The sequence below is a fragment of the Virgibacillus senegalensis genome (genome assembly GCF_000821245.2).
GTDB classification, from domain to species: Bacteria; Bacillota; Bacilli; order Bacillales; family Amphibacillaceae; genus Sediminibacillus; species Sediminibacillus senegalensis.
In genome coordinates this window covers 711,280-736,952 of sequence record NZ_LN611425.1, presented here as the reverse complement: position 1 = coordinate 736,952, position 25,673 = coordinate 711,280, and the positions used below count along the sequence as shown (strand labels likewise).

General features: G+C 42.8%; 22 protein-coding genes and 1 pseudogene. 18 read left to right on the top strand and 5 right to left on the bottom strand.

Annotated features, from left to right (window positions below; translation table 11 throughout):
- Positions 1-139: 139 nt before the first annotated feature.
- From BN1067_RS14500 to BN1067_RS14490, 3 genes are read left to right on the top strand one after another with little or no spacing between them, the layout of a single operon-like run.
- On the top strand, positions 140-2,437 hold the full coding sequence (locus tag BN1067_RS14500; protein ID WP_053219552.1) for an AAA family ATPase: 2,298 nt from the start codon (positions 140-142) through the stop codon (positions 2,435-2,437).
- On the top strand, positions 2,434-2,856 hold the full coding sequence (locus BN1067_RS14495; RefSeq protein WP_053219551.1) for an acyl-CoA thioesterase: 423 nt from the start codon (positions 2,434-2,436) through the stop codon (positions 2,854-2,856). The genes BN1067_RS14500 and BN1067_RS14495 overlap by 4 nt, the downstream gene beginning before the upstream one ends.
- Positions 2,857-2,859: 3 nt before the next feature.
- Entirely contained in the window at positions 2,860-3,159 is a 300-nt protein-coding gene (locus BN1067_RS14490; protein ID WP_053219550.1) for a hypothetical protein, read from the top strand.
- 139 nt (positions 3,160-3,298) lie between these two features.
- Here the strand turns inward: BN1067_RS14490 and BN1067_RS14485 are convergent, their stop codons facing one another.
- A complete protein-coding gene (locus BN1067_RS14485) occupies positions 3,299-3,586 on the bottom strand; it encodes a HesB/YadR/YfhF family protein (RefSeq protein ID WP_053219549.1) in 288 nt (95 codons plus the stop codon).
- Between the two features lie 250 nt (positions 3,587-3,836).
- On the opposite strand from BN1067_RS14485, the gene BN1067_RS14480 reads away from it, so the two are divergent.
- The gene (locus tag BN1067_RS14480; protein WP_324777913.1) at positions 3,837-4,589 is read left to right on the top strand and encodes a sulfite exporter TauE/SafE family protein; all 753 of its coding nucleotides are present in this window, start codon (positions 3,837-3,839) and stop codon (positions 4,587-4,589) included.
- Between the two features lie 56 nt (positions 4,590-4,645).
- Complete coding sequence (locus BN1067_RS14475; RefSeq protein WP_110943508.1) at positions 4,646-5,530, top strand: alpha/beta fold hydrolase; 885 nt, start codon at positions 4,646-4,648, stop codon at positions 5,528-5,530.
- Between the two features lie 95 nt (positions 5,531-5,625).
- Here the strand turns inward: BN1067_RS14475 and yidD are convergent, their stop codons facing one another.
- From yidD to plsY, 3 genes are all read right to left on the bottom strand, one after another.
- Positions 5,626-5,859 (bottom strand): membrane protein insertion efficiency factor YidD, encoded by a 234-nt coding sequence (yidD, locus tag BN1067_RS14470; protein ID WP_110943507.1) that lies wholly within the window; start codon positions 5,857-5,859, stop codon positions 5,626-5,628.
- A 2-nt stretch (positions 5,860-5,861) separates the two neighbouring features.
- Complete coding sequence (gene folE2, locus BN1067_RS14465) at positions 5,862-6,797, bottom strand: GTP cyclohydrolase FolE2 (RefSeq protein WP_053219548.1); 936 nt, start codon at positions 6,795-6,797, stop codon at positions 5,862-5,864.
- A 179-nt stretch (positions 6,798-6,976) separates the two neighbouring features.
- Positions 6,977-7,558 (bottom strand): glycerol-3-phosphate 1-O-acyltransferase PlsY, encoded by a 582-nt coding sequence (plsY, locus tag BN1067_RS14460; protein WP_053219547.1) that lies wholly within the window; start codon positions 7,556-7,558, stop codon positions 6,977-6,979.
- A 174-nt stretch (positions 7,559-7,732) separates the two neighbouring features.
- Here plsY and BN1067_RS14455 point away from each other — a divergent pair, with 174 nt between their 5' ends.
- The 13 genes and pseudogenes from BN1067_RS14455 to BN1067_RS14395 all read left to right on the top strand — a co-directional run bounded on the left by BN1067_RS14455 (position 7,733) and on the right by BN1067_RS14395 (position 23,493).
- Positions 7,733-8,797 (top strand): ABC transporter ATP-binding protein, encoded by a 1,065-nt coding sequence (locus tag BN1067_RS14455; RefSeq protein ID WP_053219546.1) that lies wholly within the window; start codon positions 7,733-7,735, stop codon positions 8,795-8,797.
- Positions 8,797-10,326 carry an ABC transporter permease/substrate-binding protein gene (locus tag BN1067_RS14450; protein ID WP_053219545.1) on the top strand — a complete coding sequence of 510 codons (1,530 nt, stop codon included), beginning with the start codon at positions 8,797-8,799 and terminating at the stop codon, positions 10,324-10,326. Before BN1067_RS14455 ends, BN1067_RS14450 begins: the two co-directional genes overlap by 1 nt.
- A 16-nt stretch (positions 10,327-10,342) precedes the next feature.
- Complete coding sequence (locus BN1067_RS14445) at positions 10,343-10,762, top strand: CoA-binding protein (protein WP_053219544.1); 420 nt, start codon at positions 10,343-10,345, stop codon at positions 10,760-10,762.
- A gap of 452 nt (positions 10,763-11,214) precedes the next feature.
- Positions 11,215-13,152 (top strand): DNA topoisomerase IV subunit B, encoded by a 1,938-nt coding sequence (gene parE / locus BN1067_RS14440; protein WP_053219559.1) that lies wholly within the window; start codon positions 11,215-11,217, stop codon positions 13,150-13,152.
- Between the two features lie 30 nt (positions 13,153-13,182).
- Complete coding sequence (gene parC, locus BN1067_RS14435) at positions 13,183-15,636, top strand: DNA topoisomerase IV subunit A (RefSeq protein WP_053219543.1); 2,454 nt, start codon at positions 13,183-13,185, stop codon at positions 15,634-15,636.
- A gap of 381 nt (positions 15,637-16,017) precedes the next feature.
- Complete coding sequence (locus tag BN1067_RS14430; RefSeq protein ID WP_053219542.1) at positions 16,018-17,160, top strand: acyl-CoA dehydrogenase family protein; 1,143 nt, start codon at positions 16,018-16,020, stop codon at positions 17,158-17,160.
- Between the two features lie 27 nt (positions 17,161-17,187).
- Positions 17,188-18,564 carry an acetyl-CoA carboxylase biotin carboxylase subunit gene (locus BN1067_RS14425; protein ID WP_053219541.1) on the top strand — a complete coding sequence of 459 codons (1,377 nt, stop codon included), beginning with the start codon at positions 17,188-17,190 and terminating at the stop codon, positions 18,562-18,564.
- On the top strand, positions 18,561-18,773 hold the full coding sequence (locus BN1067_RS14420; protein ID WP_053219540.1) for an acetyl-CoA carboxylase biotin carboxyl carrier protein subunit: 213 nt from the start codon (positions 18,561-18,563) through the stop codon (positions 18,771-18,773). The genes BN1067_RS14425 and BN1067_RS14420 overlap by 4 nt, the downstream gene beginning before the upstream one ends.
- Before the next feature lie 23 nt (positions 18,774-18,796).
- Positions 18,797-19,726, top strand: a complete 930-nt coding sequence (locus BN1067_RS14415; protein ID WP_053219539.1) for a hydroxymethylglutaryl-CoA lyase — start codon at positions 18,797-18,799, stop codon at positions 19,724-19,726.
- Positions 19,716-20,501 carry an enoyl-CoA hydratase-related protein gene (locus tag BN1067_RS14410; protein ID WP_053219537.1) on the top strand — a complete coding sequence of 262 codons (786 nt, stop codon included), beginning with the start codon at positions 19,716-19,718 and terminating at the stop codon, positions 20,499-20,501. The genes BN1067_RS14415 and BN1067_RS14410 overlap by 11 nt, the downstream gene beginning before the upstream one ends.
- Before the next feature lie 75 nt (positions 20,502-20,576).
- A pseudogene (locus BN1067_RS14405) lies at positions 20,577-21,170 on the top strand (hydroxymethylglutaryl-CoA lyase); the annotation flags it as partial.
- Entirely contained in the window at positions 21,160-21,945 is a 786-nt protein-coding gene (locus tag BN1067_RS14400; RefSeq protein WP_053219537.1) for an enoyl-CoA hydratase-related protein, read from the top strand. The pseudogene BN1067_RS14405 and the gene BN1067_RS14400, both read left to right, overlap by 11 nt.
- An 18-nt stretch (positions 21,946-21,963) precedes the next feature.
- Complete coding sequence (locus BN1067_RS14395) at positions 21,964-23,493, top strand: acyl-CoA carboxylase subunit beta (RefSeq protein WP_053219536.1); 1,530 nt, start codon at positions 21,964-21,966, stop codon at positions 23,491-23,493.
- A gap of 60 nt (positions 23,494-23,553) precedes the next feature.
- Here BN1067_RS14395 and BN1067_RS14390 read toward each other — a convergent pair whose 3' ends face one another.
- Positions 23,554-25,503, bottom strand: a complete 1,950-nt coding sequence (locus BN1067_RS14390) for an AMP-binding protein (protein WP_053219535.1) — start codon at positions 25,501-25,503, stop codon at positions 23,554-23,556.
- Between the last annotated feature and the right edge of the window lie 170 nt (positions 25,504-25,673).

Sequence of the window (25,673 nt, the reverse complement as noted above, 5' to 3'; positions counted from 1 at the left end):
ACACTAAGAAAAGAAGCCCTTACAGGGCTTCTTTTTATTGGAACGATTATTTTGGCCTATAAACAGTGAAGGCGTGAAAATCAACAAGCAAGAATCGCCTGTGTTAAAATGAAGTTTGGATAGAAGGGAGCAGATCGAATTGGCATATATCGAGAAAGATAATAGATCAATTACCCAACAACTAGAACAATGGACAACGATCAGTCAACCGCCCCCATTTACTGAAGTAGAGGTACTTCGAATCATAAATGATTGGCAGCAGGGAGAGCAGGAGATTTCAACATATCATAAAGCAATTGCTTATATGAATGTTGCCTATTATCGTTTGCAACGGAATAAGGAAGATGATCACATTGTCGATCTTCTTCTGAAAGAAACAGCTTCAGTAAATGAGCAGCCACAGGTTTTGTATGAATTAAAAAATATCAAAGCCTATTTGAATTTTCATGCAGAGTTGGAAAAACTTCCTTTGGCGGAGTGGGCTATTCGGGAAACCGATTTTGATCCCGCCAAATTAAAAAAGATACGCGAACTCGAAGAGAACATAGAAGAATTTTTGGAAACAAGTCGTTCGATTCAGGAGAAAAATGATGGGGAATCTTTTCAGCAGATTGGATCACAAATCGTGGAGCGATTACAGCAATTGCTGGACATGCTAAAAGAGTCCGGGTATGCGATTGAAAATAAAAAAACCGGTCTTCCGGTTCATCAATTAAACCAGCAAGTGAAAGAGATTGTTGAATGGAGGATAGAGTTATCCACCCATTTTCCTGATGTCTTTAAAAGGGATAAGCAACAGGATCCCTTGAAAATACTGGATGATTTAATTGGGTTGAAAGAAATAAAACGATATATTCACCAATATTATCATTATTTAAAATACCAAAAAGAGCGAAAACAGCTTGGCTTCCATATGGTAGATGAACCGGGTTTGCATATGATCATTAGTGGAAATCCGGGAACTGGCAAGACAACAATCGCCAGACTTCTGGCGGCAATATATCATGAACTGGGATTGCTGGAAACAAACCATGTCACAGAAGTAAACAGAGCACATCTGGTCGGTTCCTATGTCGGACAAAGCGAGGAAAATACAATCAATTATGTACGTCAATCGATAGGCGGGGTATTATTTGTTGATGAAGCCTATAGTTTGAAACGGGAAGGGCAAAGCGGCAGTGACTATGGACAAGCGGTTATTGATACGTTGGTTTCCAGTATGACCAGCAAGGAATATGCAGACCGGTTCGCAGTTATTCTGGCAGGCTATCCTGAAGAAATGCGGCAATTTCTATGGGCGAACCCTGGATTACGCAGTCGTTTTCCGGAGCCAAACCATATAACGCTTCCTGATTTTAAAACTGATGAATTATTACAGATTGCTGAAAAAACGGCGTTGAGCAATGATTACTTCTTTACCGAGAAGGCTCTGCGTAAGCTTGAAGGATTAATAGATCAAACCCGGGTAGATGAAACCTTTGGTAACGCAAGAACGGTGAGAGATTTAGTATTAAAGGCAATATTTCAAAAAGGAGCATTTGAACAGCGGACTTCCGTCGAAAACTGGCTTGACCATATGCGGATTGATACGAAGGATTTAGAGGATTTGAATGACCATTCTGATGATCAGCATCCTATGCAGCGGTTGGATAATCTTATCGGATTGGAAAACGTGAAAGAAGAAGTCAAAAAGCTTTCTTCTTTTGTCAGGATGCAACAACAGCGAAAACAACATGGAATGCCGACCGTCCCGATCCAATTACATGCTGTGTTTTCCGGAAATCCCGGAACAGGGAAAACAACCGTTGCCAATATTTATTCCAGGATATTGAATGAATGTGGATTGTTAAAAAGGGGACACTTGGTCGTCGCTTCACGAAGTGACCTTGTCGCTGGATTTGTCGGTCAAACGGCCATCAAAACAAAGCAAAAGGTCAGGGAGGCACTTGGCGGTGTTTTGTTTATCGATGAGGCATACAGCTTATATCGTGGTGATAAAGATTTTGGAAAAGAAGCTATTGACACGCTTGTGGATGAGATGACCAAGCATAATGAAAATTTAGTCGTTATTCTTGCTGGTTATAGTCGGGAGATGGAGCAGTTCATTGCCAGTAATCCGGGACTGGAATCCCGTTTTAAAAAGTACTTTCTTTTTCCGGATTATCAGGCAGAAGACTTAATGAAAATAACCAAGTTACATCTGGAGGATTATCATTACCAATTGGATAATGAAGCAGCTGATTATTTGAACGAACAATATCAGAGCCACGAGATTGACGGAAACGCCAGGTTCGCAGTTAATCTGGTCGATGAAGCTGTCCAGTTTCAAGCTATGCGAATAATGGAAACACAATCATCAAGTGCCGAAATTGACCAGCTATTGAAAAAAGAAGACTTCACGAAAGCTTGGAATGCTATTAGGGGGAAAAGAACATGAAAGTAGTAACAATGCCGATAAAGGTAAGATACCAGGAAACAGATCAAATGGGAGTCGTTTACCACGCCAATTATTTAGTATGGTTTGAATTGGGCAGGACTTCTTTTATTGAAGAGTTGGGATTTAAATATCATGAAATGGAGAACCTAGGTGTAGTTTCCCCAGTGGTGGACGCCGATTTATCCTTTCAACAACCAATTCGTTATGGCGAGGATGCCTATATCGATACATGGATCAAAGAATATGATGGAATAAGGGTGTCCTATGGATATCGTATCTATAATGCAGAAGGGCAAACAGCGGTCACGGGTTCTACAAAACATGTAGTGGTGAAAAAGGAATCATTCCGACCGGTATCCATAAGAAGATCGCTTCCGGATTGGCATCAAGCATACCTTCATGCCATGAAAGGAGAATAAACAGTGGCATTTGGATTAAAAAGAGAAGAGCTTAACCAATGGAAAGTAGATGTTGCGAACGGAGAAATTGCTTTTCTGACTCATTATTGGCTGGATTCCAGATTTCCCGGGTGCGATACGGTAACGAAAGTAGGTTGCGCTGACTTGGATAAATTGATCAAGTGGGGGAACAAATACGACCTTGACCCTCGCTGGATCCATCGTGATGAGAAGTATCCCCATTACGATTTATTTGGGGAAAGGCAAAAACAAATATTGACTTCCGAAAATCAATGGGGTCAATTGAAAAGATTCCGTATCTAACCCAATTTCTTTGTTTGTTTAAAAACCCTATCATCTATTTCAGTATAAATATCAAGAATCCCCTTTTTTAGCGAGAAAGGGGATTCTATCAATTCCGCTCTTTAAACACAAGCCTCAAACAGGGAGCCACTAACTTCTATTACTTATACAGAAACTCCGGTTCCTCTTGTTCCTTTTCTAATTGGACGAATAAATCTGCTCCATCGAAATACCACAAATCTTCATTTTCAATGAAAAAAAGTACACCGTCCATGTTTGTTTCAGCGGCAGGATTTTCCGGTTTCTCATTGGCAACACCGAGCGAAAATCCTGGCTGGTGACCGCCGATACCTCCATAACGTACAAAAAAACGAACATGATCATTTTCCTGCAACTCCAATTCATCTACATACCATTGTGCTGCCGAATCCGACATTTGCAACTTCATAACAAACAACTCCTTTCCTCTACCATATCATATATATGGACTTCAGCACCTGCTGTAAAACTTCTTTTCCAATTTTGAAGCCCTTTGTAGAATATTGGATAAATGGAAGGAAATAAAGCGGAAAATGGAGAAATACTTTAAGAACAGATTTATTCGTCCTGTCTGATCCTGCTTTGTAAAGTTGAAAAACATACTAGTCATGTTGCCTGTCTTTCCACTATGCTTTAAGAAATAAATGAGCGAGAAGAAGGTGGCGTTTATTTTTGAACTCTCTTTATTGCAATGGATGATTGTCATTCTTTGTGCGCTTTTCATCGGTTTTGCCAAAGCTGGAATTCCCAGTTTAGGAATCTTGGTTGTAACCGTTATGATGTTTGTGTTTCCTGCTAAACAATCTGTTGGTATCCTGGTTCCGATGTTGATTATCGGGGATATTTTCGCTGTTACGTACTACAGGAGAAACGTTGTTTGGAAGTACTTGCTTTCCCTACTCCCATGGGTAATGGCAGGGATTTTGTCAGGGTATTTTGTCCTGGATTACATCAATAGCGATCAACTAAAACCGTTGATTGGCGTAATCGTTCTTTCCATGGTGATTTTGCATCTTTTCCAAAGTAAAATGGGGGAAAAATTCAATCAAATGCTGCCTGAATCGAAATGGTTTACGATATTTATGGGGATGCTGGGAGGATTCACAACCATGGTTGGAAATGCGGCTGGGGGTGTAATGGCTGTTTATTTATTGGTGAAGGGTCTGCCGAAGCAGGAATTCATTGGAACAGGGGCTTGGTTTTTTCTAATTGTCAATCTTATCAAGATCCCTTTTTATATATCTTTAGGTTTAATAACAATCAACTCGGCACTTTTCAATTTATGGATGGCAGCAGCAATTATTGTCGGTGCATTTTTAGGTGTTTATTTAATAAAGCTAATTCCCCAGAAAACCTTTCAATTTCTCGTCTTGTGTTTTGCCGGTCTTGGAGCGGTTCGCTTGCTGTTTTAAAAGCCGGGAAGCGAAACAGAATTAACCGGTATTTATATTAAAAGGAGCAGTTTAGGATGCCTTTTCGAAATTATCGTGGAAGCAATTATGTTATTAAAAAAGAAGGAAAAGGAAAACCGGTGATTTTTTTACCGGCAGCAGGTTTTACAGGAATAGAAGGGTTGAATATTGCAGAAACACTTGCTCCATCATGTTCTACCCATCTGCTGGATCTTCCTGGATATGGGCAAAGTGCTGGCATTATGGAAAAATGTACATCTAAACAGCTGGCAGACTGGCTGAAGTTTTATCTGGATCATCAAAACATCCAGACAGCAGATCTTGTAGGCCATTCGCTGGGTGGAGCAATTGCTTTATCATTCTCTGTTCACTATCCAGAGAGAGTAAAACAGCTTATTTTATTGGATGTTGGTCATAAACCTTTTCCCCGAATACCTTTCCAAGAATTCGGACCATTCGCCATTCTCTTTCCAGTTTTAAATTTGGGCTACCATATTGCAGGCAGAACGTTTTTGAAAAGACTGACAGGGGTTTTCTCCGACGGCAGTCAAAATGAGAAAAAGGAAGAAGCCAGGATAGAGCAGTTTTGTGAGATTGTCGGTATCGATAACAGCAAATATGTCCGGGAGGCTTTTCAGCAATCCCCTCAGCTGACGGCTACCGGATTAAACCTGCTGTTCGGTTATTATAATTTAAATCTTCCTGAGTTGACGAAGAAATTGACCGTACCGACTACTCTTCTATACGGGACGTTTAAAAACCGAAATGAGAAGGAATATAAATGGACAAAAAGAGGAATCAAAAAGCTTCAAAAATACAAAGAACTTCCGATTGAATACGTTCCCGTTGATAGCGGGCATTACGTACACTGGAGCAGTGATACGGTGCTCCGCAAAATTTCTGATGTCTTGGGAGAACCGTATAAAGTGGGCAGTTTGTAGAAGCATTCGGGATGGATTGTTTTGTTATTTTAAAGGGCAAAACAAATTCATTCTCTCAGAAATAAGAGAATGAAAAAACCTCCGCAAACGGGAGGTCAATGTTTCTTTCTGCTATGTTTTTCGGGAACTGGATCAAAACCACCGGGGTGAAAAGGGTGGCATTTCAACAATCTTTTTATCGTTAAAAAGCCCCCTTTGATAAGACCAAACCGCTCGAGTGATTCCAAACCGTATTGCGAACAAGTAGGATAGAAACGGCAGGTCGGTGGTTTTATCGGACTGATTACCTTCTGATAAACTTTAATAAAAAAGATAAACAATCGTTTCATTGTTACCCCTGAATATCTTTGGTTTTGTCATAGGTTAACGACGCTATCGCATCGTGTAAATGGATTGATTCCTCGTTTCGACAGGAAATCGTGAATTTGTCCACAAAGGGAAGCTCGTACAGATCTGCTGCTACTAGTCTTACGATATCCTCCACGAAGCGCGGATTTTCGTACGCTTGTTCTGTCACCATCTTTTCATCGGGACGCTTTAACACAGGGTGGATTCTCGCACTGGCATTGCTTTCGGCAGCTTCTAACAACGCTTCTTTCCAGTCTGTTTGACTTTCATCAAATGATTCCGATAGAACAGCACTCATTTCTACACGGCCGCGTTGGTTATGGGCACTATACTCACTTATCTCTTTCGAGCATGGGCAAAGCGTCGTAATGGTGCCAGCCAAAGATACCTCAACGTGATGGCCAGTTTCCTGATCGTATATAACTTTTATACCTGCATCGGCATGATTTAGTCCGGATAGTTCCGAAGAAGGTCCCTTCCGTTCAAAAAACCAAGGGAATTGAACTTCCATTTGGGCATCCTTTTGTTTTAATCTGGTTGCTAAGTCCTTAGTAAATGTTTTTAACGTCTGGATATCGAGTGTGTAATTATTTTGGTAATATGCATCAAGCTGTTCCGTAAAACGGCTCATGTTCGTTCCTTTACTGTCCTTGTCGATACGGGAGGTGAATCGGAAAGTACCAATGGTTGTCTGGTTGTTTGGTCTTAATTGGCTGGAAATATTAATAGGATTTTTAACATTGGCAATCCCGACCGCATCTATATCAAACAAAAAGTCCTTTTTAGAATTTTGAAGGTCAGCCATTTTTTCTTTTTCGACCGGTTTGGTTTTCGGTCCAGGTTCAACAGATCCGAATAATTTATGTCGTTCAGCCTTGCTTGGCAATGTCTTTTTGGTTCTCAATTCTGTATTGTTCATAGCAGTGGCTCCTTTCAACCATTTCAGCTAACAAAAGTATAGTAAATGGAGGGTGATTATTCAATTTTTCAGCTTGTAAGCAGAATAATTTTAAAGTTTTTATTAGGATGTAATAATTATAAATAATAGGGCTGACAATATGGGAAAAGGACCCGGCTGACGCCTGATCCTTTCTGTAGTTACATCCAGGTGATTTTTGGCTCGGTTTTATTAATGATTCGTTTTATGTTGGCCCTATGCCGGTAAAAAACAAAGAGCGTCAACAAGGAAGTCACAATGAACAAACCTGTTTCTTGTAAGAAGATTGTGACCGTAACAGTTACGATTCCGGTAATCATCGATGAAAGGGATACATATTTCGTCAAATAAAGGCTCACGAAAAATGTGGCCAGCATGATGAGAAATAATAAAGGATTTACTCCTAAGATCACACCGCCTGAAGTAGCGACTGCCTTGCCGCCCTTGAATTTCGCGAAGACAGGATACATGTGGCCGATTACCGCAAATATGCCGATGATCAGTGCGTTTAAATGATCTGCAAAGACTACTGGGAGTATAACCGCCAAGGTCCCCTTCAAAATATCGCAGACTGTTACTAGAAGGCCGGCTTTGAAGCCAAGTACCCGAAAAGAATTGGTCCCGCCGAGATTTCCGCTCCCATGCTGGCGGATATCGATTTTGTAGCCGAGTTTACCGACAATTAGCCCAAATGGAATCGATCCGATAAGATAAGCAATAACTGCAAAAATAACATAATCCATAAACAAAACTCCTTTTTCAATGGCCAGCTTGTAATTCTATTTTATCATGAAGGGGAAGCAGTTACATCAGAAACTTTGGCTTTTATTTTTTCATGACTTGCCCCAAGATTTGTTTCCAAACATACTCACATGGGTAAAGCCGAATTAACTACTAATTTAGCAAGGGAGAAAGCGATGATTCAATTTGAAAATGTATCCAAAATATATTCAGACGGTACCGAAGCAGTCAAACGGTTGAATTTAACGGTGGAAAAAGGGGAATTACTCACCCTTATCGGTCCCAGCGGATGCGGGAAAACAACAACCATGAAGATGATCAACCGACTGATCGAACCAACTTCTGGAACCATCCGCATACATAACCAGGATGTCTTGGACTACAACATTCACGAGCTCCGCTGGAACATCGGATATGTGCTGCAGGAAATTGCACTATTTCCGCATATGACAATAGAAGAGAACATAACGATTGTTCCGGAAATGAAAAAATGGAATAAGCAGGAAATCGGGCGCAGGGTCGATCAATTGATGAAAATGGTTGGACTCGATCCTGAAAAATTTAAAAATAGAAGACCGAATGAACTTTCCGGCGGACAACAACAGCGTGTAGGCGTGCTGAGAGCGCTCGCTGCTGATCCGGATATCCTATTGATGGATGAACCATTCAGTGCCTTAGATCCTATAACGAGAGAACAGCTGCAAAAAGATATTCGGGCCCTTCAAAAGGAAATCCAGAAAACGATTGTGTTTGTGACTCATGATATTGATGAGGCCATGGCTCTTGGAGATCGGGTATGCCTGATGAAAGACGGTGAAATTGTTCAGGTGGACAAGCCACAGCAGTTGATTCTACAGCCGAATACAGAGTTTGTAAGGGATTTTATCGGTGAAAAGAAATCTCCTTGGCAAACTGCTGTGGATGTGATCATGGACCAGTCTAAAAGCAGCGTGATATCCCATCTGCAATTCGAGCGGAAAAACTTCAATCCCAATGGCGTTTACATCATCGTAGATGATAACAATCAATATCTGGGAACATACAAAGACGGACAAAAGCTAGAGCATCCGGAGTTGCCTAACGATATACAATTAGTCCATACGACTGAAATCTTTTTAAGAAACGAGATTGACATATTGCCGGTCGTAAAACACAACAAGGTAATTGGGACGCTATCCTATGGGGATATTGTCCATTACTTGGATAGTAAGACAAAAATGGAAAACGGGGTGGTGCAATAATGGATCAGTTTTTGGAAGTTTTCCATTCTCGTCATTCCATGCTATGGGAAAAGATTTGGGAGCATTTGCAAATATCGGTTATTTCCTTGTTGATAGCTGTTGTCATAGCTGTACCGCTTGGAATTGCACTGACAAGGCTGAAGAAAATCGCTGAACCGATTATTGGTATTACTGCTGTGTTGCAAACAATACCCAGCCTGGCAGTATTGGCTTTTTTAATCCCATTTTTAGGGATTGGCAGACAGCCCGCTATTGTGGCATTGATCGCATACGGACTATTGCCGATTTTAAGGAATACATATACCGGAATCAAAGAAGTTGATCCGGCTTTGAAGGAAGCAGCAACAGGGATGGGGATGAATACTTTTCGGCGTTTGTCTAAAGTAGAATTGCCCCTGGCAATGCCGGTTATTATGGCAGGAATCCGAACATCAATGGTTTTGATCGTCGGGACTACCACCATTGCAGCCTTGATAGGGGCAGGAGGACTTGGCGAGCTGATCTTGCTGGGAATCGACCGGGGTGGAGAAATCAACCTGATTTTATTAGGAGCCATTCCTGCTGCTTTATTAGCTATTTTGCTTGATTTTATTTTACGGATAGTTGAACGTTATTCAGCTAAGTCTGGCTTTCAATCTTTAGCTGCTGTTCTGGTGGCAGCAGTCTTAATAATAGTAGGTCCCCTGTTGGCGGGAAAAATGACACAAGAGCAAACAGATTTGATTATCGGCGGGAAGTTGAATGCCGAACCTTCCATTTTGATTAATATGTATAAAATTCTTATTGAAGAAGAAACTGATTTGAACGTGAAGCTGGAAGAAGGGCTTGGCAAAACCTCCTTTGTGTTTAGCGCTTTGCAAGAAGGGAGTATAGATATCTATCCCGAATTTACAGGCACTGCGATTGTTACCCATTTGGAAGAGCAGGCAGTAAGTAACGATGCAAGAGAAGTATATGAACAGGCGAAGAAGGGGATGCAGGATACGTACGATATGGCGTTTTTGGAGCCGATGGCTTATAACAACACTTATACTATAGCAACAACTCGTGAATTTGCGGAAGAAAATGGGTTAGAAACCATCAGTGATCTGAATTCTATCGATGATGATATCACCGCCGGATTCACGCTGGAATTCAATGACCGCGAGGATGGTTATCAAGGAATCAAGGAACTCTATGGAATTGAATTTGGTGATGTGAGAACCATGGAACCAGGTATTCGCCAGGAAGCGATAGACAGTGGACAGGTTGATCTCATTGATGCTTATTCAACAGATAGCTATATGGTGGAATTAAATTTAACCTCCTTGAAAGATGATAAACAGCTGTTTCCACCATACCAAGGGGCACCTTTGATGAGGCGGGAGACGCTTGACCGCTATCCGGAGCTTGAAAATATCTTGAACCAGCTTGGCGGTAAGATTACAGATGAACAGATGAGGGAAATGAATTATCAAGTTGATTATGAAGATAAAAGTTATGAGGAAGTGGCACGCAATTTCCTGAAGGAACAAGGATTGATCCAATAAAGAAAGGAGACAGATCATGGCATACCAAGCACCAGGTAAACAAGAGATGAAAAGCGTATTGGAGGAGGCAAAGACCATTGCTGTAGTTGGCCTGTCAGACAAGCGGGAAAGAACTTCTTATCAAATTGCCAAGGCAATGCAGGATGCGGGTTACCGAATTATTCCGGTCAATCCGGAAATAGACGAAACACTTGGTGAAAAGGCTTATGACTCATTAACGGAAGTAGAGGAGGACTTCGATATCATCAATGTTTTCCGCCGCTCGGAATACCTTGAAGATATAGCGAAGCAGGCAGTTGAAACAAACGCCAAAGTATTTTGGGCGCAGCAAGGTGTGTTCAATGAGAAGGCATACGAATTCTTAAAAGAAAACGGATTTACCGTTATTATGGATATGTGTATCAAGGTGGCGCATTCGATAACAATCGGAAAATAGCTCTTACCTTACCATTCCCCCTCAATAGGGGGTTTTTTTCTGGAATCTTAAATTGTTCCAATAATTTTCTTATTTTGCTTGCGGTGCATTAAGGGTACAACAGTCCCTTTTCCTCAAGAAAGACGAGGAAAACGTGGACAAGGCAAGCTTTATAGATGCTTACTTCTCTTCTGGTCAACATGTAATTCATGCATCGGGGATTGACTTTCTAGATACTTTTTCCTTAGGATATAAAAGAGAATGAAGGGGTATTTCCTTCTTGTCCGTTTGCGTATCCTGAAAAAAAGGCTAAAATAAGAAATGCACTTAAAATTTCCTTATGAAAAAGTAATACCAGAAAATCGGACAAGGGCGATTTTCTAAGCAATTGTTTACAGAAGCAAACATTTGTTCTATTATGATGCAAAGAGAGTAGTTTGAAAGGAGCCGGTGTTCGATTGGTAAAAGAATCTATGCAATATTCGGATGATTCCATACAAGTCCTGGAGGGCTTGGAGGCTGTTAGGAAAAGACCGGGAATGTATATCGGAAGTACTGATTCCCGAGGCCTTCATCACCTCGTTTATGAAATCGTCGACAATGCTGTCGATGAAGTACTGGCAGGCTATGGCGATCAAATCCGAGTAACCATACATCAAGACAATAGTATTTCCGTAGAAGATAAAGGGAGAGGCATGCCGACCGGAATGCATAAAACCGGCAGGCCGACACCCGAGGTCATTTTCACCGTACTACACGCTGGCGGAAAATTCGGTCAGGGCGGTTATAAGACAAGCGGCGGGCTGCATGGCGTTGGTGCTTCGGTAGTCAATGCTTTATCCGAGTGGCTCGAAGTGACGATTTACCGAGATGGAAGCATTTATACCCAGCGCTTTGAAAATGGTGGAGTACCTGTTACTTCTCTCGAGAAAAAAGGCGCAACACGAAAAACAGGCACGACGATTCATTTCAAACCGGATCCGACTGTTTTTACTTCGACGACTTATCAATTCGAAATGTTGTCTGAACGGCTGCGCGAAGCAGCGTTTTTGTTAAAAGGATTGCAAATCGACATTTTCGACAAGCGCAGCGGAGAACAGGAATCCTACCAATATCCGGATGGTTTGGAGTCATTTGTGGCTTATTTAAATGAGGAAAAGGATACATTGCACCCGGTAGTATCCTTCGAAGGAGAACAGCAAGACATCGAAATTGATTTTGCCTTTCAATTTAATGATGGCTTTGCCGAAAGCATGCTGTCTTTTGTCAACAATGTCAGAACCAAAGATGGCGGGACGCATGAGTCGGGCGCAAGAACGGCTATTACTCGTGTTTTTAATGAATATGCCAGGAAAAACAGTTTATTAAAAGAAAAAGATAAAAATCTTGAAGGAAACGATATAAGAGAAGGCTTTACTGCCGTCGTATCGGTAAGAATACCGGAGGACAAGCTCCAATTTGAAGGGCAGACCAAAGGAAAATTGGGAACGGCAGAAGCAAGATCTGCCGTCGATGCCGTGGTTTCAGAAAAGCTTTCCTATTTTCTCGAAGAAAATGCGGATATAGCAGGGATGCTCATAAAAAAAGCAATTCGTGCCAAAGAAGCGAGAGAAGCAGCACGAAAAGCGCGGGAAGAAGCAAGAACGGGCAAAAAGAAAAAACGTAAAGATGCTTTGTTAAGTGGTAAATTGACGCCTGCTCAATCGAAAAACGCTGCCAAAAATGAGTTGTATCTTGTAGAGGGTGATTCTGCCGGTGGATCGGCGAAGCAGGGAAGGGATCGTAAATTCCAAGCCGTTTTACCGTTACGTGGAAAGGTTATCAATACAGAAAAAGCCAAGCTTGCCGATGTGTTTAAAAATGAAGAAATCTCCACGATTATCCATACAATCGGCGCAGGGGTTGGTGGCGATTTTAATTTGGAAGATGTCCAATATGATAAAATAGTCATCATGACGGACGCAGATACGGACGGAGCTCACATCCAGGTCTTGCTCTTAACCTTCTTCTATCGTTATATGCGGCCGCTTATCGAAGCAGGAAAAGTTTATATTGCCCTTCCTCCGTTGTATAAAATTTCCAAGGGGAAAGGCAAGAAGGAAACCGTTCGGTATGCATGGGACGAAGAAGAGATGAAAGCAGCGGCAAAAGAACTGAAAAACGGGTATATTTTACAGAGATACAAAGGACTAGGCGAGATGAATGCGGATCAGCTATGGGAAACGACAATGAACCCGGAAACCAGGACATTGATCCGGGTGACGATCGAAGATCTTACGAGAGCGGAACGAAGAGTGACAACGCTTATGGGAGACAAAGTCGAACCACGCAGAAAATGGATTGAGTCCCATGTTGAATTTGGTCTCGAGGAAGAAAGTAATATATTGGAAAACGAAAATATTCATACGTAAAACCAGTCGTTTGAAACGGGGGGAGCCTACTTGGCTGAAACAGAACAATATTTAGATTTACCCTTGGAAGATGTAATCGGGGACCGGTTTGGAAGGTATAGTAAATATATTATCCAAGACCGGGCGCTCCCTGACGCAAGGGATGGATTGAAACCAGTACAAAGAAGAATCCTTTATGCCATGCATGAAGAAAGGAATACCCATGAGAAACCGTTCCGTAAATCGGCAAAAACCGTAGGAACGGTAATTGGTAATTATCATCCGCACGGAGACAGCTCTGTCTACGAAGCGATGGTTAGATTAAGCCAGGAATGGAAAGTACGCAACGTGTTGGTGGAAATGCACGGGAACAACGGAAGTGTTGATGGAGACCCGCCAGCAGCGATGCGTTATACAGAGGCAAGACTTTCGAGCATTGCGTCTGAATTGATACGGGGCATCGAAAAAGAGACTGTAGAATTTGTACCGAACTTCGACGACACTATCAACGAGCCGGTCGTCCTGCCGGCCAAGTTTCCTAATTTACTTGTAAATGGTTCTACCGGAATATCTTCCGGATATGCCACCGAGATACCCCCGCATAATCTGGGGGAAATTATTGATGCGGTCATCCGAAAAATCGATAATCCCTCGGTGACAGTGGATGAATTGATGCAAGTAATCAAAGGTCCTGATTTTCCTACTGGCGGTATCATACAAGGTGTAGAAGGCTTGAAGAAAGCGTATGAAACAGGCAAGGGTAAAATAATTGTCCGCGGCAGGGCTGCTATTGAAAAGCTAAGGACCAGCCGGGAACAAATTGTCATCGATGAAATACCATATGAAGTTAACAAAGCCAGCCTGGTAAAACGGATGGATGAATTACGAATCGATAAAAAAGTAGAAGGGATAGCAGAGGTACGGGATGAAACGGACCGTACTGGCCTTCGTATCGTGGTTGAATTGAAAAAAGACGCCGATAGTGAAGGGATTCTTCACTATTTATATAAAAACACCGATTTGCAAATCTCTTATCATTTCAATATGGTTGCAATCAAGGACAAAACGCCAAAACAGCTAAACTTGCCCATGATGCTTGAGGCTTATATCGATCACCAGAAAGATGTGGTCACCAGGCAGTCCCAGTTTGATTTGCGCAAAGCGAAAGAACGGTCGCATATCGTGGAGGGGCTGATCAAAGCCATATCGATACTCGATGAATTGATTGCGACGATCCGGGCGTCAAAAGACAAACAGGATGCCAAAGCACGGATTATGCAGGCGTATGATTTTTCTGAAGCACAAGCAGAGGCGATCGTGAATTTGCAGCTTTATCGGCTCACCAACACAGATATCACCTCTCTAGAGAAAGAAGCAGATGAATTAAGAAGCAAAATTAAAGAATTGGAAGAAATTTTGGCAAACGAAAAAAGACTGTTGAAAGTAATAAAAGATGATTTAAAGGGCTTAAAGAAAAAATATGCCGACCAGCGAAAAACGGTTATTCAACAGGAAATTGAAGAGTTGAAAATCAATTTGGAAGTGATGGTAGCTAGTGAAGATGTCCTAGTTTCTGTGACCAAAGACGGTTATATTAAACGGACAAGCCTCCGTTCTTATGCCGCATCGAATGGAGAGGATCTGGCCATAAAAGAGGAAGATCATCTTATTGCATTGCAAGAAATCAACACTACGGACAAATTACTGTTGTTTACAAACAAAGGAAGATATTTGTATTTGCCGGTCCATGAACTTCCGGATATTCGCTGGAAAGACCTCGGGCAGCATATTTCGAACATTGTTTCCATCCAGAAGGATGAAACGCTTGTTAAAGCCATTCCTATACGGGAATTCAACTCTGACCAGTATCTTGTATTTTTTACGAAAAACGGCATGGTCAAGCGAAGCGAGCTCAAATTATACGAAGCGCAACGCTATTCCAAAGCTCTTGTAGCTGTTAACCTGAAAGGTGACGATATTGTACAGAGTGTCCACCTTACGGATGGCAAGGCAAATATTTTTGTTGCTTCAAACAAAGGTTACGGTCTCTGGTTTGAAGAGCAGGAAGTTTCACCGGTAGGCCAGCGGGCTGCTGGTGTAAAAGCAATGCAATTGAAAAAAGATGAGTTTGTAGTAGGCGGGGAAGTCTTTTCACCAGAGAGTGAACCCAATATCGTTCTTTTAACCCAACGTGGTGCCTGCAAAAGAATGAAATTATCTGAATTTGAACCTGGAGGCCGTGCTAAAAGAGGATTGGTCATGCTTCGCGAATTAAAGCGAAAGCCACATCGGATTGTTGGTTTTTACCTTGTTCATGAAAACGAAAAATTACAATTCAAGACAACAACAGGCTCCATTCATTCTGTATTACCGCTTGACCTTCCGAAGAGTGATCGGTACAGCAACGGATCTTATGTGGTCGATTCGGACCAACAAGGTGAAGTAATGGAAGTTTGGACGACGGCCAATTATGAACAGCCATTTTCAGAAGAAGATAAACCATAATAATATTATGTAAACAAATAATCGATACACAAAGTATTCAATCATCAGCATTTTATTTTATGCTGATGATTTTTCTATCAAGTCCTGATTTATTTTCCATCTGTATAAGAAATCGAATTTAGCTTGCCTAATAAGTTCGTCTGGGTTAGGGAAAAGATAATTGTTTTTTTACAAATTTATGATAAAATGCTAACTGTGAGGAGGTGGAACGCCCCTCATCTTTTTGCCCATTACAGCAGCAATTCCTCATCACTTTAATTACTCACCTTAGATTAACTTGCCGCCTTTTCGTCATTTTTTTTAACCACTTCAGTAAGCGCTTACAAAATTCGGAGGAAAACGAAAGTTTACGCAGCTCTTTGAGAAAAAGGGGGAAACTGGATGAATTTTGATTTAACAGAAGAACAACAAATGACGCAGAAAATGGTACGTGATTTTGCGCAGTCTGTGATCGCTCCGCGGGCAGAGGAAATTGATAGCTCTGCTGTTTTTCCGGAGGATATTTTCGAAGAACTGGGAAAATTGGGTCTAATGGGCATCCCTTTTCCAGAAAAATACGGTGGAGTAGGAGGAGGCACGGTTACTTATTCACTCGCTGTGGAGGAAATCGGCCGTGTGTGCGGCAGTACGGGTTTAAGTTATGCTGCAGCAGTGTCCCTGGGTGCGAGTCCTATTTTTTATTTTGGTTCTGAAGAACAGAAAGAAAAATACTTAACGCCTTTGGCAGCCGGTAAGAAACTGGGCTCCTTTGGTTTGACAGAGCCCAACGCAGGTTCAGATGCCGGCGGAACCCAGACGACTGCGGTTGCAACCGGTGACAGCTACGTGATCAATGGAGAAAAATGCTTTATCACCAATGCTTCCTATGCAAGCACGATTATTGTAACTGCCGTAACAGGCAAGGAAGACAACGGCAAAAATATAATCTCTGCTTTTATAATTCCGGCAGATACACCGGGACTTACCATCACGAGCAATTACCAAAAACTTGGTGTTCGTGGTTCCAATACAGCCGCTATCATTTTGGAGAACGTGGAAATACCGGCTGATCATTTATTGGGAGATCCGGAAAAGGGGTTTAAACAATTTCTATATACTTTGGATGGGGGAAGAATTTCGATAGCAGCTTTAGCCTTGGGAATCGCCCAGGCTTCCCTGGATAAGGCGCTTGATTATGCAAAAGAGAGAAAGCAGTTCGGAAAGCCGATATCCTCCTTTCAAGCGATCCAATTCAAATTGGCGGATATGGCGATGGAAATAGAGCTGGCAAGAGGAATGGTACGTAAAGCGGCATGGCTGAAAGATCAAAACCGCCCATTCGCGAAAGAGGCCGCTTTTGCCAAGCTGTATGCCAGCGAAACTGCCACACGTGCAGCAAACCAGGCTATACAAATCCTTGGAGGGTATGGTTACATGCAGGAATATCAAGTGGAACGTTATCTTCGAGATGCAAAACTGATGGAAATCGGTGAAGGTACATCGGAAATACAGCGGCTGGTTATTGCACGGCAGTTAGGATGCTGAGTGAATCGTCATTTCGGGAGGGATAATATGTTCCAAAAAATATTGATTGCCAATCGCGGTGAAATTGCAGCCAGGATAATCAGGTCATGTAAAAAATTAGGGATTAAGTCGGTAGCGGTATTTTCAGAAGCCGACAGACAATCGTTGTTTGTCGAAATGGCCGATGAAAGCTACTTTATCGGACCATCTCCCGTCAGTAAAAGCTATATGAACATAGAAAAAGTGATAGAAGCGGCCAAAAGCACTGGTGCCGAAGCAATCCATCCTGGATATGGGCTGTTGAGTGAGCAAGCGGCCTTTGCGGAAGCATGTGAGAAAGAAGGGATTGCGTTTATCGGTCCGAAATCTGCCGTCATCGATAATATGGGCAGCAAGGTAATGGCGAGACAAACCATGGAGGCTGCAGGTATTCCGATCATACCCGGAAGCAAGGCACCAGTTTCCTCTGAGGAGGAAGCTGCAGCAATCGCCGAAAGAATCGGCTATCCGGTGATGATCAAAGCATCGGCAGGAGGCGGGGGAATCGGAATGGTTCTCGCAGAAAAGGAAGAAACGTTAAAAGCGAAGTTCCAGGATACCAGTAAGCGGGCTGCTATGCTGTTTGGAGATGGAACCATGTTTATAGAAAAGGTGATTGCAGGTGCCAGGCATATTGAGGTTCAGATTCTTGCAGATACTTACGGGAATGTTGTCCATTTATTTGAACGAGAATGCTCGATTCAACGTCGCCACCAGAAAGTGATTGAAGAAGCCCCGTCCGTTTCGGTTCCTCAAGCAGTAAGAGAAAAACTGGGGATGGCAGCTATAAAAGCCGCCCGATCGATTGGCTATGAAAACGCAGGAACAATCGAGTTCCTGATGGATGAAAACCTAAACTTTTATTTTCTTGAAATGAACACGCGTCTCCAGGTAGAACATCCAGTTACAGAAGAAATAACCGGAGTGGATATTGTTGAGGAGCAGATTAAAATAGCAGCTGGAAACAAGCTTGACATAAGCCAAGATAATATGGAAATGGCGGGTCACGCGATTGAAACGAGAATTTATGCAGAAGATCCATCGACCTTTTATCCGTCTCCAGGACGTATCACCAATTTAAAGTTGCCAGAAGGAGAAGGGATCAGGCATGAATTGGCCGTAAAAGCCGAAACCGTCGTTACACCGTATTATGATCCGATGATCGGCAAACTCATCGTATCAGCTTCTAATCGAATGGAAGCAATCAAGTTGTTGAGGGAGGCCTTGGATCAATACCAGGTAGAAGGGATAAAAACCAACATACCGCTACTAAAGAAAATAGTTTGTCACGAGCAATTTCAAAAGGGAAATACACAAACTAGTTTCATAGAGGAATATTGCCTGAACCGTTTTGACAATCACAAGGAAAAGGAGAAAAGCAAATGACAGAAATTCAAGCAACAATGGCAGGTAGTGTGTGGAAAATCATCGCAGAAAATGGAAAAACCGTTACATCGGGGGAAGATATTGCCATTATGGAGTCGATGAAAATGGAAATACCCATAACGAGCACTGCAGATGGTGTCCTGAAAGAATGGAAAGTAGCAGAGGGAGACTTCGTCGATGAGGGAGATACGATTGCTATCATCGATTAACCGAAATGCCGGGAGGGTGCAGGATGAGAAGTGATATATCTAAACGAATAAACGTAAAGGAAGTCGGTCCGCGTGACGGTCTGCAAAATGAAAAAATCATTCTGCCATCAGATGAGAAAATCCAATGGATCAATGCTTTGTCGAATACGGGCCTTTCTTATATCGAAATAACGTCCTTTGTCCATCCTGATTGGATTCCCCCATTAAGCGATGCGCAAGATGTAGCTGCAGGGATCGAACGTCATCCGGAAGTTACATATGCCGCTTTAGTTCCAAACCAGAGAGGACTGGAACGAGCACTAATGGCGGGAATCGATGAGGCTTCCATATTTATGTCCGCAAGTGAAAGCCACAATCGGAAAAACATTAATAAAACGATAGAAGAGACCTTTCCGGTTTTGCAAGAAGTGGTGAGCACAGCGAAATCAGAGGGGAAAACAGTTCGTGCTTACTTGTCAACTGTATTCGGATGCCCATATGAAGGGCCGGTTGCACTAGAAAAGGTTCTGAATATCTGCGACCGATTGTTTACGATGGGGGTCGATGAATTATCGTTGGGCGACACGATCGGCATTGCTAATCCGCTTCAAGTAGATGAAGTACTAACAAAGCTTCTTCCCCGGTTTAAGGACGGGAAAATTGCCTTACATTTCCATAATACCAGAGGGATGGCTTTAGCAAATGTGTGGTCCGCTTTGCAGCACGGAGTGACAACTTTCGATGCTTCTTTAGGCGGATTGGGCGGCTGCCCTTATGCCAAGGGTGCGTCTGGAAATTTAGCTACGGATGATCTGGTATTCATGCTGGAAGAAATGGGGCTGGATACCGGGATTGACGAGAACAAGTTACGGACAGCAGCAGATTTTATTGAAGAACGTCTTGGCAAACCGCTGCCTAGCCACCAAAGACAGCTGCAAAAATTAAATCAAGGGGGTGCCAGGTTTGCAAAATGATTTGATCAGTCTGCAAAAATTAAATGAAACGATTGCGGTACTAACCCTTAACAGACCAAGCGCGGCCAATTCCTTCTCAACTGAATTACTTCGGGAAATGAATGATGTACTGTCTAAAATTAAGCAAGATCCTTCTTTGCGTTGTTTACTGATCACCGGTGCTGGAGGGAAAGTTTTCTGTGCGGGAGCCGATTTAAAAGAAAGGAGAGAAATGACAGAACAGCAAACGAAAGAAGCGGTACATTTTATCGGCAGTACCCTGTTAAGAATAAGTGAACAGGAAATCCCTACCATAGCGGTTATCAATGGAGCTGCCTTTGGAGGGGGATTAGAACTGGCACTAGCATGTGATTTAAGGCTTGCTGCTTCCCACAGCAAATTGGCATTGACGGAAACCTCCCTCGGAATCATTCCGGGAGCGGGCGGCACGCAGAGATTAAGCCGCCTAATAGGTGTTTCCAGAGCTAAGGAGCTGATTTTCACAGCCAGACCTATTTCAGCAGAAAAAGCGGAGGAAATAGGATTGGTCGATTATGTTCATGAACAAAAAGATTTAATGGTTAAAGCAGAAACGTTAGCGAAAGAAATTGCCAAAAATGCTCCTGTCGCTTTGAAACAGGCCAAACTAGCTATTGATAAAGGTCTGGATATGGAGCTTACAGAAGGTTTGGCATTTGAAAAGCAATGTTACCAACAAACGATAGAGACAAAGGATCGATTGGAGGGACTCCAGGCATTCAAAGAAAAACGGCCAGCAGTATTTATTGGAGAATGAAGAACTGGAGGAATAATCATGGACAAAACCGAAAATAAAACCATACATCCAGACCAGATCAAAAAAGGCGGAGNGAAAAACATTAATAAAACGATAGAAGAGACCTTTCCGGTTTTGCAAGAAGTGGTGAGCACAGCGAAATCAGAGGGGAAAACAGTTCGTGCTTACTTGTCAACTGTATTCGGATGCCCATATGAAGGGCCGGTTGCACTAGAAAAGGTTCTGAATATCTGCGACCGATTGTTTACGATGGGGGTCGATGAATTATCGTTGGGCGACACGATCGGCATTGCTAATCCGCTTCAAGTAGATGAAGTACTAACAAAGCTTCTTCCCCGGTTTAAGGACGGGAAAATTGCCTTACATTTCCATAATACCAGAGGGATGGCTTTAGCAAATGTGTGGTCCGCTTTGCAGCACGGAGTGACAACTTTCGATGCTTCTTTAGGCGGATTGGGCGGCTGCCCTTATGCCAAGGGTGCGTCTGGAAATTTAGCTACGGATGATCTGGTATTCATGCTGGAAGAAATGGGGCTGGATACCGGGATTGACGAGAACAAGTTACGGACAGCAGCAGATTTTATTGAAGAACGTCTTGGCAAACCGCTGCCTAGCCACCAAAGACAGCTGCAAAAATTAAATCAAGGGGGTGCCAGGTTTGCAAAATGATTTGATCAGTCTGCAAAAATTAAATGAAACGATTGCGGTACTAACCCTTAACAGACCAAGCGCGGCCAATTCCTTCTCAACTGAATTACTTCGGGAAATGAATGATGTACTGTCTAAAATTAAGCAAGATCCTTCTTTGCGTTGTTTACTGATCACCGGTGCTGGAGGGAAAGTTTTCTGTGCGGGAGCCGATTTAAAAGAAAGGAGAGAAATGACAGAACAGCAAACGAAAGAAGCGGTACATTTTATCGGCAGTACCCTGTTAAGAATAAGTGAACAGGAAATCCCTACCATAGCGGTTATCAATGGAGCTGCCTTTGGAGGGGGATTAGAACTGGCACTAGCATGTGATTTAAGGCTTGCTGCTTCCCACAGCAAATTGGCATTGACGGAAACCTCCCTCGGAATCATTCCGGGAGCGGGCGGCACGCAGAGATTAAGCCGCCTAATAGGTGTTTCCAGAGCTAAGGAGCTGATTTTCACAGCCAGACCTATTTCAGCAGAAAAAGCGGAGGAAATAGGATTGGTCGATTATGTTCATGAACAAAAAGATTTAATGGTTAAAGCAGAAACGTTAGCGAAAGAAATTGCCAAAAATGCTCCTGTCGCTTTGAAACAGGCCAAACTAGCTATTGATAAAGGTCTGGATATGGAGCTTACAGAAGGTTTGGCATTTGAAAAGCAATGTTACCAACAAACGATAGAGACAAAGGATCGATTGGAGGGACTCCAGGCATTCAAAGAAAAACGGCCAGCAGTATTTATTGGAGAATGAAGAACTGGAGGAATAATCATGGACAAAACCGAAAATAAAACCATACATCCAGACCAGATCAAAAAAGGCGGAGCAGAGAAATATCATGAAAAAAACATGGATAAAGGAAAATTATTCGTAAGAGACCGTCTGAAACAACTTTTTGATGATGACATTGAATTAGAGGATGGTTTGTTTGCCAATTGTCTGGACCAAACGCTGCCTGCCGATGGCGTGGTTACCGGGATTGGAAGAATCAATGGCAGCACGGTCTGTGTCATGGCCAATGATTCCACTGTCAAAGCGGGTTCCTGGGGCGCTAAGACCGTTGAAAAGATTATTAGAATACAAGAAACGGCCGCAAAGTTAAATGTGCCGATGGTCTATTTGGTAGATTCGGCCGGTGCGCGGATTACGGATCAAATTGAGATGTTTCCTGGAAAACGAGGGGCTGGCCGTATTTTTCACAATCAAATTAAACTTTCCGGAAGGGTTCCGCAAGTCTGTTTGTTATTTGGACCTTCTGCAGCCGGAGGGGCATACATACCGGCTTTCTGCGATATTGTGGTTATGGTAGACGGGAATGCATCCATGTATTTGGGGTCGCCACGTATGGCTGAGAAAGTGATTGGGGAAAAGGTTACCTTGGAGGAAATGGGCGGTGCTGCCATGCACTGTACTGTTTCCGGATGTGGAGATGTATTAGCAGGTTCAGAGCAAGAAGCAATTGAGTTTGCAAGATTATACTTGCGTTATTTTCCGGAAAATTATCAGGGACGTCCACCGCGATTAACGGCGGTTCCCCCAAAATCCAGTGAAAAAACAATGGGGGAACTGATACCGGAAAACCAAAACGCCCCTTTTGATATGTATAAGTTGATCGACCATCTTATTGACGAAAATTCCTTTTGTGAAATAAAGCGACTGTTTGCCCCGGAATTAATTACCGGTTTAGCAAGATTAGAGGGGGAGGCAGTCGGTATAATCGCCAACCAGCCGAAAGCGAAGGGCGGAGTGTTATTTCCTGATTCAGCAGATAAAGCGGCTAAATTCATTCAACTCTGTGACGCTTTCCATATTCCTTTGTTGTTTTTGGCCGATATTCCTGGCTTTATGATTGGAACCAAAGTGGAGCGGGCGGGAATTATCAGACATGGTGCCAAAATGCTCGCAGCGATGAGTGAAGCTACGGTGCCGAAAATATCGGTAGTGATTCGAAAAGCATATGGGGCAGGATTATATGCCATGGCGGGACCTGCATTTGAACCACATTGCACATTGGCTCTGCCCACTGCACAAATTGCTGTCATGGGACCGGAAGCTGCTGTCAATGCTGTATATGCCAATAAAATAGCTGAACTGCCGGCAGAAGAAAAAGCAGCGTTCATCCGTGCCAAACAGGAGGAATACAAAGCGAATATCGATATATACCGGCTGGCATCCGAAATGGTAGTGGACGCAGTAATCGAACCGGAGGAACTGAGAGAAGAACTGGTAAGACGATTTGCTTTCTACAGCAGTAAAACGCTACAATTCACCGAAAGAAAACATGGCGTTTATCCTGTTTGATGGAATAATAAAAAAGGGCTTCCCGATAAGTTGTAAAAACTTATGGGCAGCCCTTTTTTATTATTTTTGTCTTAGAGAGGTTATTTCTTCGAGAATATCAGGGTTGACAAGCGCGCTTAAATCACCGGGAGAATCCCCGAGGAAGGCTGTTTTCAAGGCACGTCTCATCACTTTGGCATTCCGTGTTTTGGGTAAATCGGAGAGAAAGTACAGCTGTTTGGGTGCTAGCGCTTTTCCTAAACGGTTTTCTAAATGGAAGAGCAATTCTTCTTTTTGTTGTTCCGTGGGTTGATAGACACTTTGGAGGACAACGAAAGCAGCAGCAGTTTCTCCTTTTATCTTGTCGGGCAAGCCGATTACACCGGCTTCAGCGACGGCAGGATGGCTTACCAGACATGATTCTATTTCTGTGGGTCCGATTCTTTTCCCTGCAATGTTTAGCGTATCATCGGAGCGGCCGGTGATCGTAAAGTATCCATTAGCCTCTTTTTTTACCCAGTCACCGTGAACCCATGTATTTTCCCAGCGATTCCAATAGGTGGCCTCATAGCGTTCGTTATCCTTGTGAAATCCTTTGGTCATCCCTACCCAAGGCTGTTGTAAGACAAGTTCTCCCACTTCTCCGGTAACTGGCAGCCCCTCCTGATCGAATACATTTACGGCCATACCTGGAAGTGCTGCATTGAAATTCGCCGGTTGAATCGGTTTTACTAACACATTCCCCAGGATACCACCTGACGTTTCTGTTCCGCCGGAATAATTGAAAATGGGAATTTTTTGTTTTCCAATTTCTTCAAACAACCAGACCCAAGGCTTTTCATTCCAAGGCTCGCCAGTCGAAGCAAATAACCGTAAACTACTCAATACGTACGACTCCAATGGTTTTGTCCCGTATTGCATCAAGCTTCGGATTAGAGTGGGAGAAATACCTAAATGGGTGATCTGGTGTTCTTCTGTCAGCTGCCAGAGCCGGTCTGGTCCGGGGTAATCAGGGGTGCCTTCAAACAAGACGATTGCAGCTCCGTTCATCAAACCTCCATAAACCAGAAACGGCCCCATCATCCAGCCCATATCCGTCAACCAAAATAATGTGTCCTCTGGCCGAACATCCATGCAAATTCCCGCATCGAATGCTGCTTTAATCGGAAAGCCTGCATGGGTATGAACCGTTCCTTTTGGTTTACCAGTAGTGCCTGATGTGTAAATAATCATGAATGGTTCGTCGCTGTCAGCTTCTACTGCCTTGAAATCACTGTTATCCCGTACCAGGGTATCCCACGAAATATCTCTTCCGCTTTGAAGCGTTTCCAGTCCTCCGATTCTTTCTACAACGATCATTTTTTCAACCGAATTTAATTGATTGGCCGCTTTATCTGCTTCCTGTTTCATATTGACTATCTTTCCACGACGATAATATCCATCGGCAGTCACAACAAATTTTGCTTCGGAAGCTTGCAGGCGAGTGGAAAGAGCATCTGCCTTATATCCAGAAAAAGCCGGAGTAAATACTGCTCCAATTTTGGATATGGCCAGCATCGCAATTACCGTTTCCGGTATCATCGGCATGTATAAAAATATGATATCTCCACGCTTTACACCTAATTGCTTGAAACCGTTTGCTGCTGCATTTGCAGCAGCATTTAATTGTTCGTAAGTATATGCCTTTTTTTCCTGGTTGTCACCTTCCCAAATAAGTGCAGTCCGATGGCGGGAAGACGGGATACCAGCCCACTTTTCTACCGCATTATACGCTGTATTCAACCTGCCGCCTACAAACCAATCGGGATACATCATTCCCTTGGATAAATCCAGTGTTGTGTTTGGATTGGAGAACCATTCGATATCCAATTCTTTTACAGCCTCATACCAAAACCAATCGATTTCTTTTACTGTTTTTTGGTAAAATGAATCATAATCTGAAAATCCCAGCTTCTGCATCCAGCTTCCAAGCCGGGAATTCTGCAGGATTTTTTCCGAAGGCACCCATGCAGCCTTTGTCGTTTTAGCCAAAACAACCGACCTCCCAACAGTGTAAGTGCTTACATTTATATTATACATTAACGGGAAAGGTTTAGCAGGGGGGTAAGAACTCTTTTAAAAAACAGCCGGCAGGAAAGCAAGATGATTCCAACAACTTGCTTTCCATGATACGCTTGAAAAAAAGTGGATAGCGAAGCCCT

Excerpts from the sequence above, each read along its gene's own strand:
- BN1067_RS14495 (WP_053219551.1), top strand. The coding sequence starts at position 2,434 with ATGAAAGTAGTAACAATGCCGATAAAGGTAAGATACCAGGAAACAGAT.
- BN1067_RS14455 (WP_053219546.1), top strand. The coding sequence starts at position 7,733 with ATGATTCAATTTGAAAATGTATCCAAAATATATTCAGACGGTACCGAA.
- parE (WP_053219559.1), top strand. The coding sequence starts at position 11,215 with ATGCAATATTCGGATGATTCCATACAAGTCCTGGAGGGCTTGGAGGCT.
- BN1067_RS14425 (WP_053219541.1), top strand. The coding sequence starts at position 17,188 with ATGTTCCAAAAAATATTGATTGCCAATCGCGGTGAAATTGCAGCCAGG.
- BN1067_RS14395 (WP_053219536.1), top strand. The coding sequence starts at position 21,964 with ATGGACAAAACCGAAAATAAAACCATACATCCAGACCAGATCAAAAAA.
- BN1067_RS14485 (WP_053219549.1), bottom strand. The coding sequence starts at position 3,586 with ATGAAGTTGCAAATGTCGGATTCGGCAGCACAATGGTATGTAGATGAA.
- yidD (WP_110943507.1), bottom strand. The coding sequence starts at position 5,859 with ATGAAACGATTGTTTATCTTTTTTATTAAAGTTTATCAGAAGGTAATC.
- BN1067_RS14450 (WP_053219545.1), top strand. The coding sequence starts at position 8,797 with ATGGATCAGTTTTTGGAAGTTTTCCATTCTCGTCATTCCATGCTATGG.
- plsY (WP_053219547.1), bottom strand. The coding sequence starts at position 7,558 with ATGGATTATGTTATTTTTGCAGTTATTGCTTATCTTATCGGATCGATT.
- BN1067_RS14430 (WP_053219542.1), top strand. The coding sequence starts at position 16,018 with ATGAATTTTGATTTAACAGAAGAACAACAAATGACGCAGAAAATGGTA.
- folE2 (WP_053219548.1), bottom strand. The coding sequence starts at position 6,797 with ATGAACAATACAGAATTGAGAACCAAAAAGACATTGCCAAGCAAGGCT.
- BN1067_RS14445 (WP_053219544.1), top strand. The coding sequence starts at position 10,343 with ATGGCATACCAAGCACCAGGTAAACAAGAGATGAAAAGCGTATTGGAG.
- BN1067_RS14475 (WP_110943508.1), top strand. The coding sequence starts at position 4,646 with ATGCCTTTTCGAAATTATCGTGGAAGCAATTATGTTATTAAAAAAGAA.
- BN1067_RS14415 (WP_053219539.1), top strand. The coding sequence starts at position 18,797 with ATGAGAAGTGATATATCTAAACGAATAAACGTAAAGGAAGTCGGTCCG.
- BN1067_RS14420 (WP_053219540.1), top strand. The coding sequence starts at position 18,561 with ATGACAGAAATTCAAGCAACAATGGCAGGTAGTGTGTGGAAAATCATC.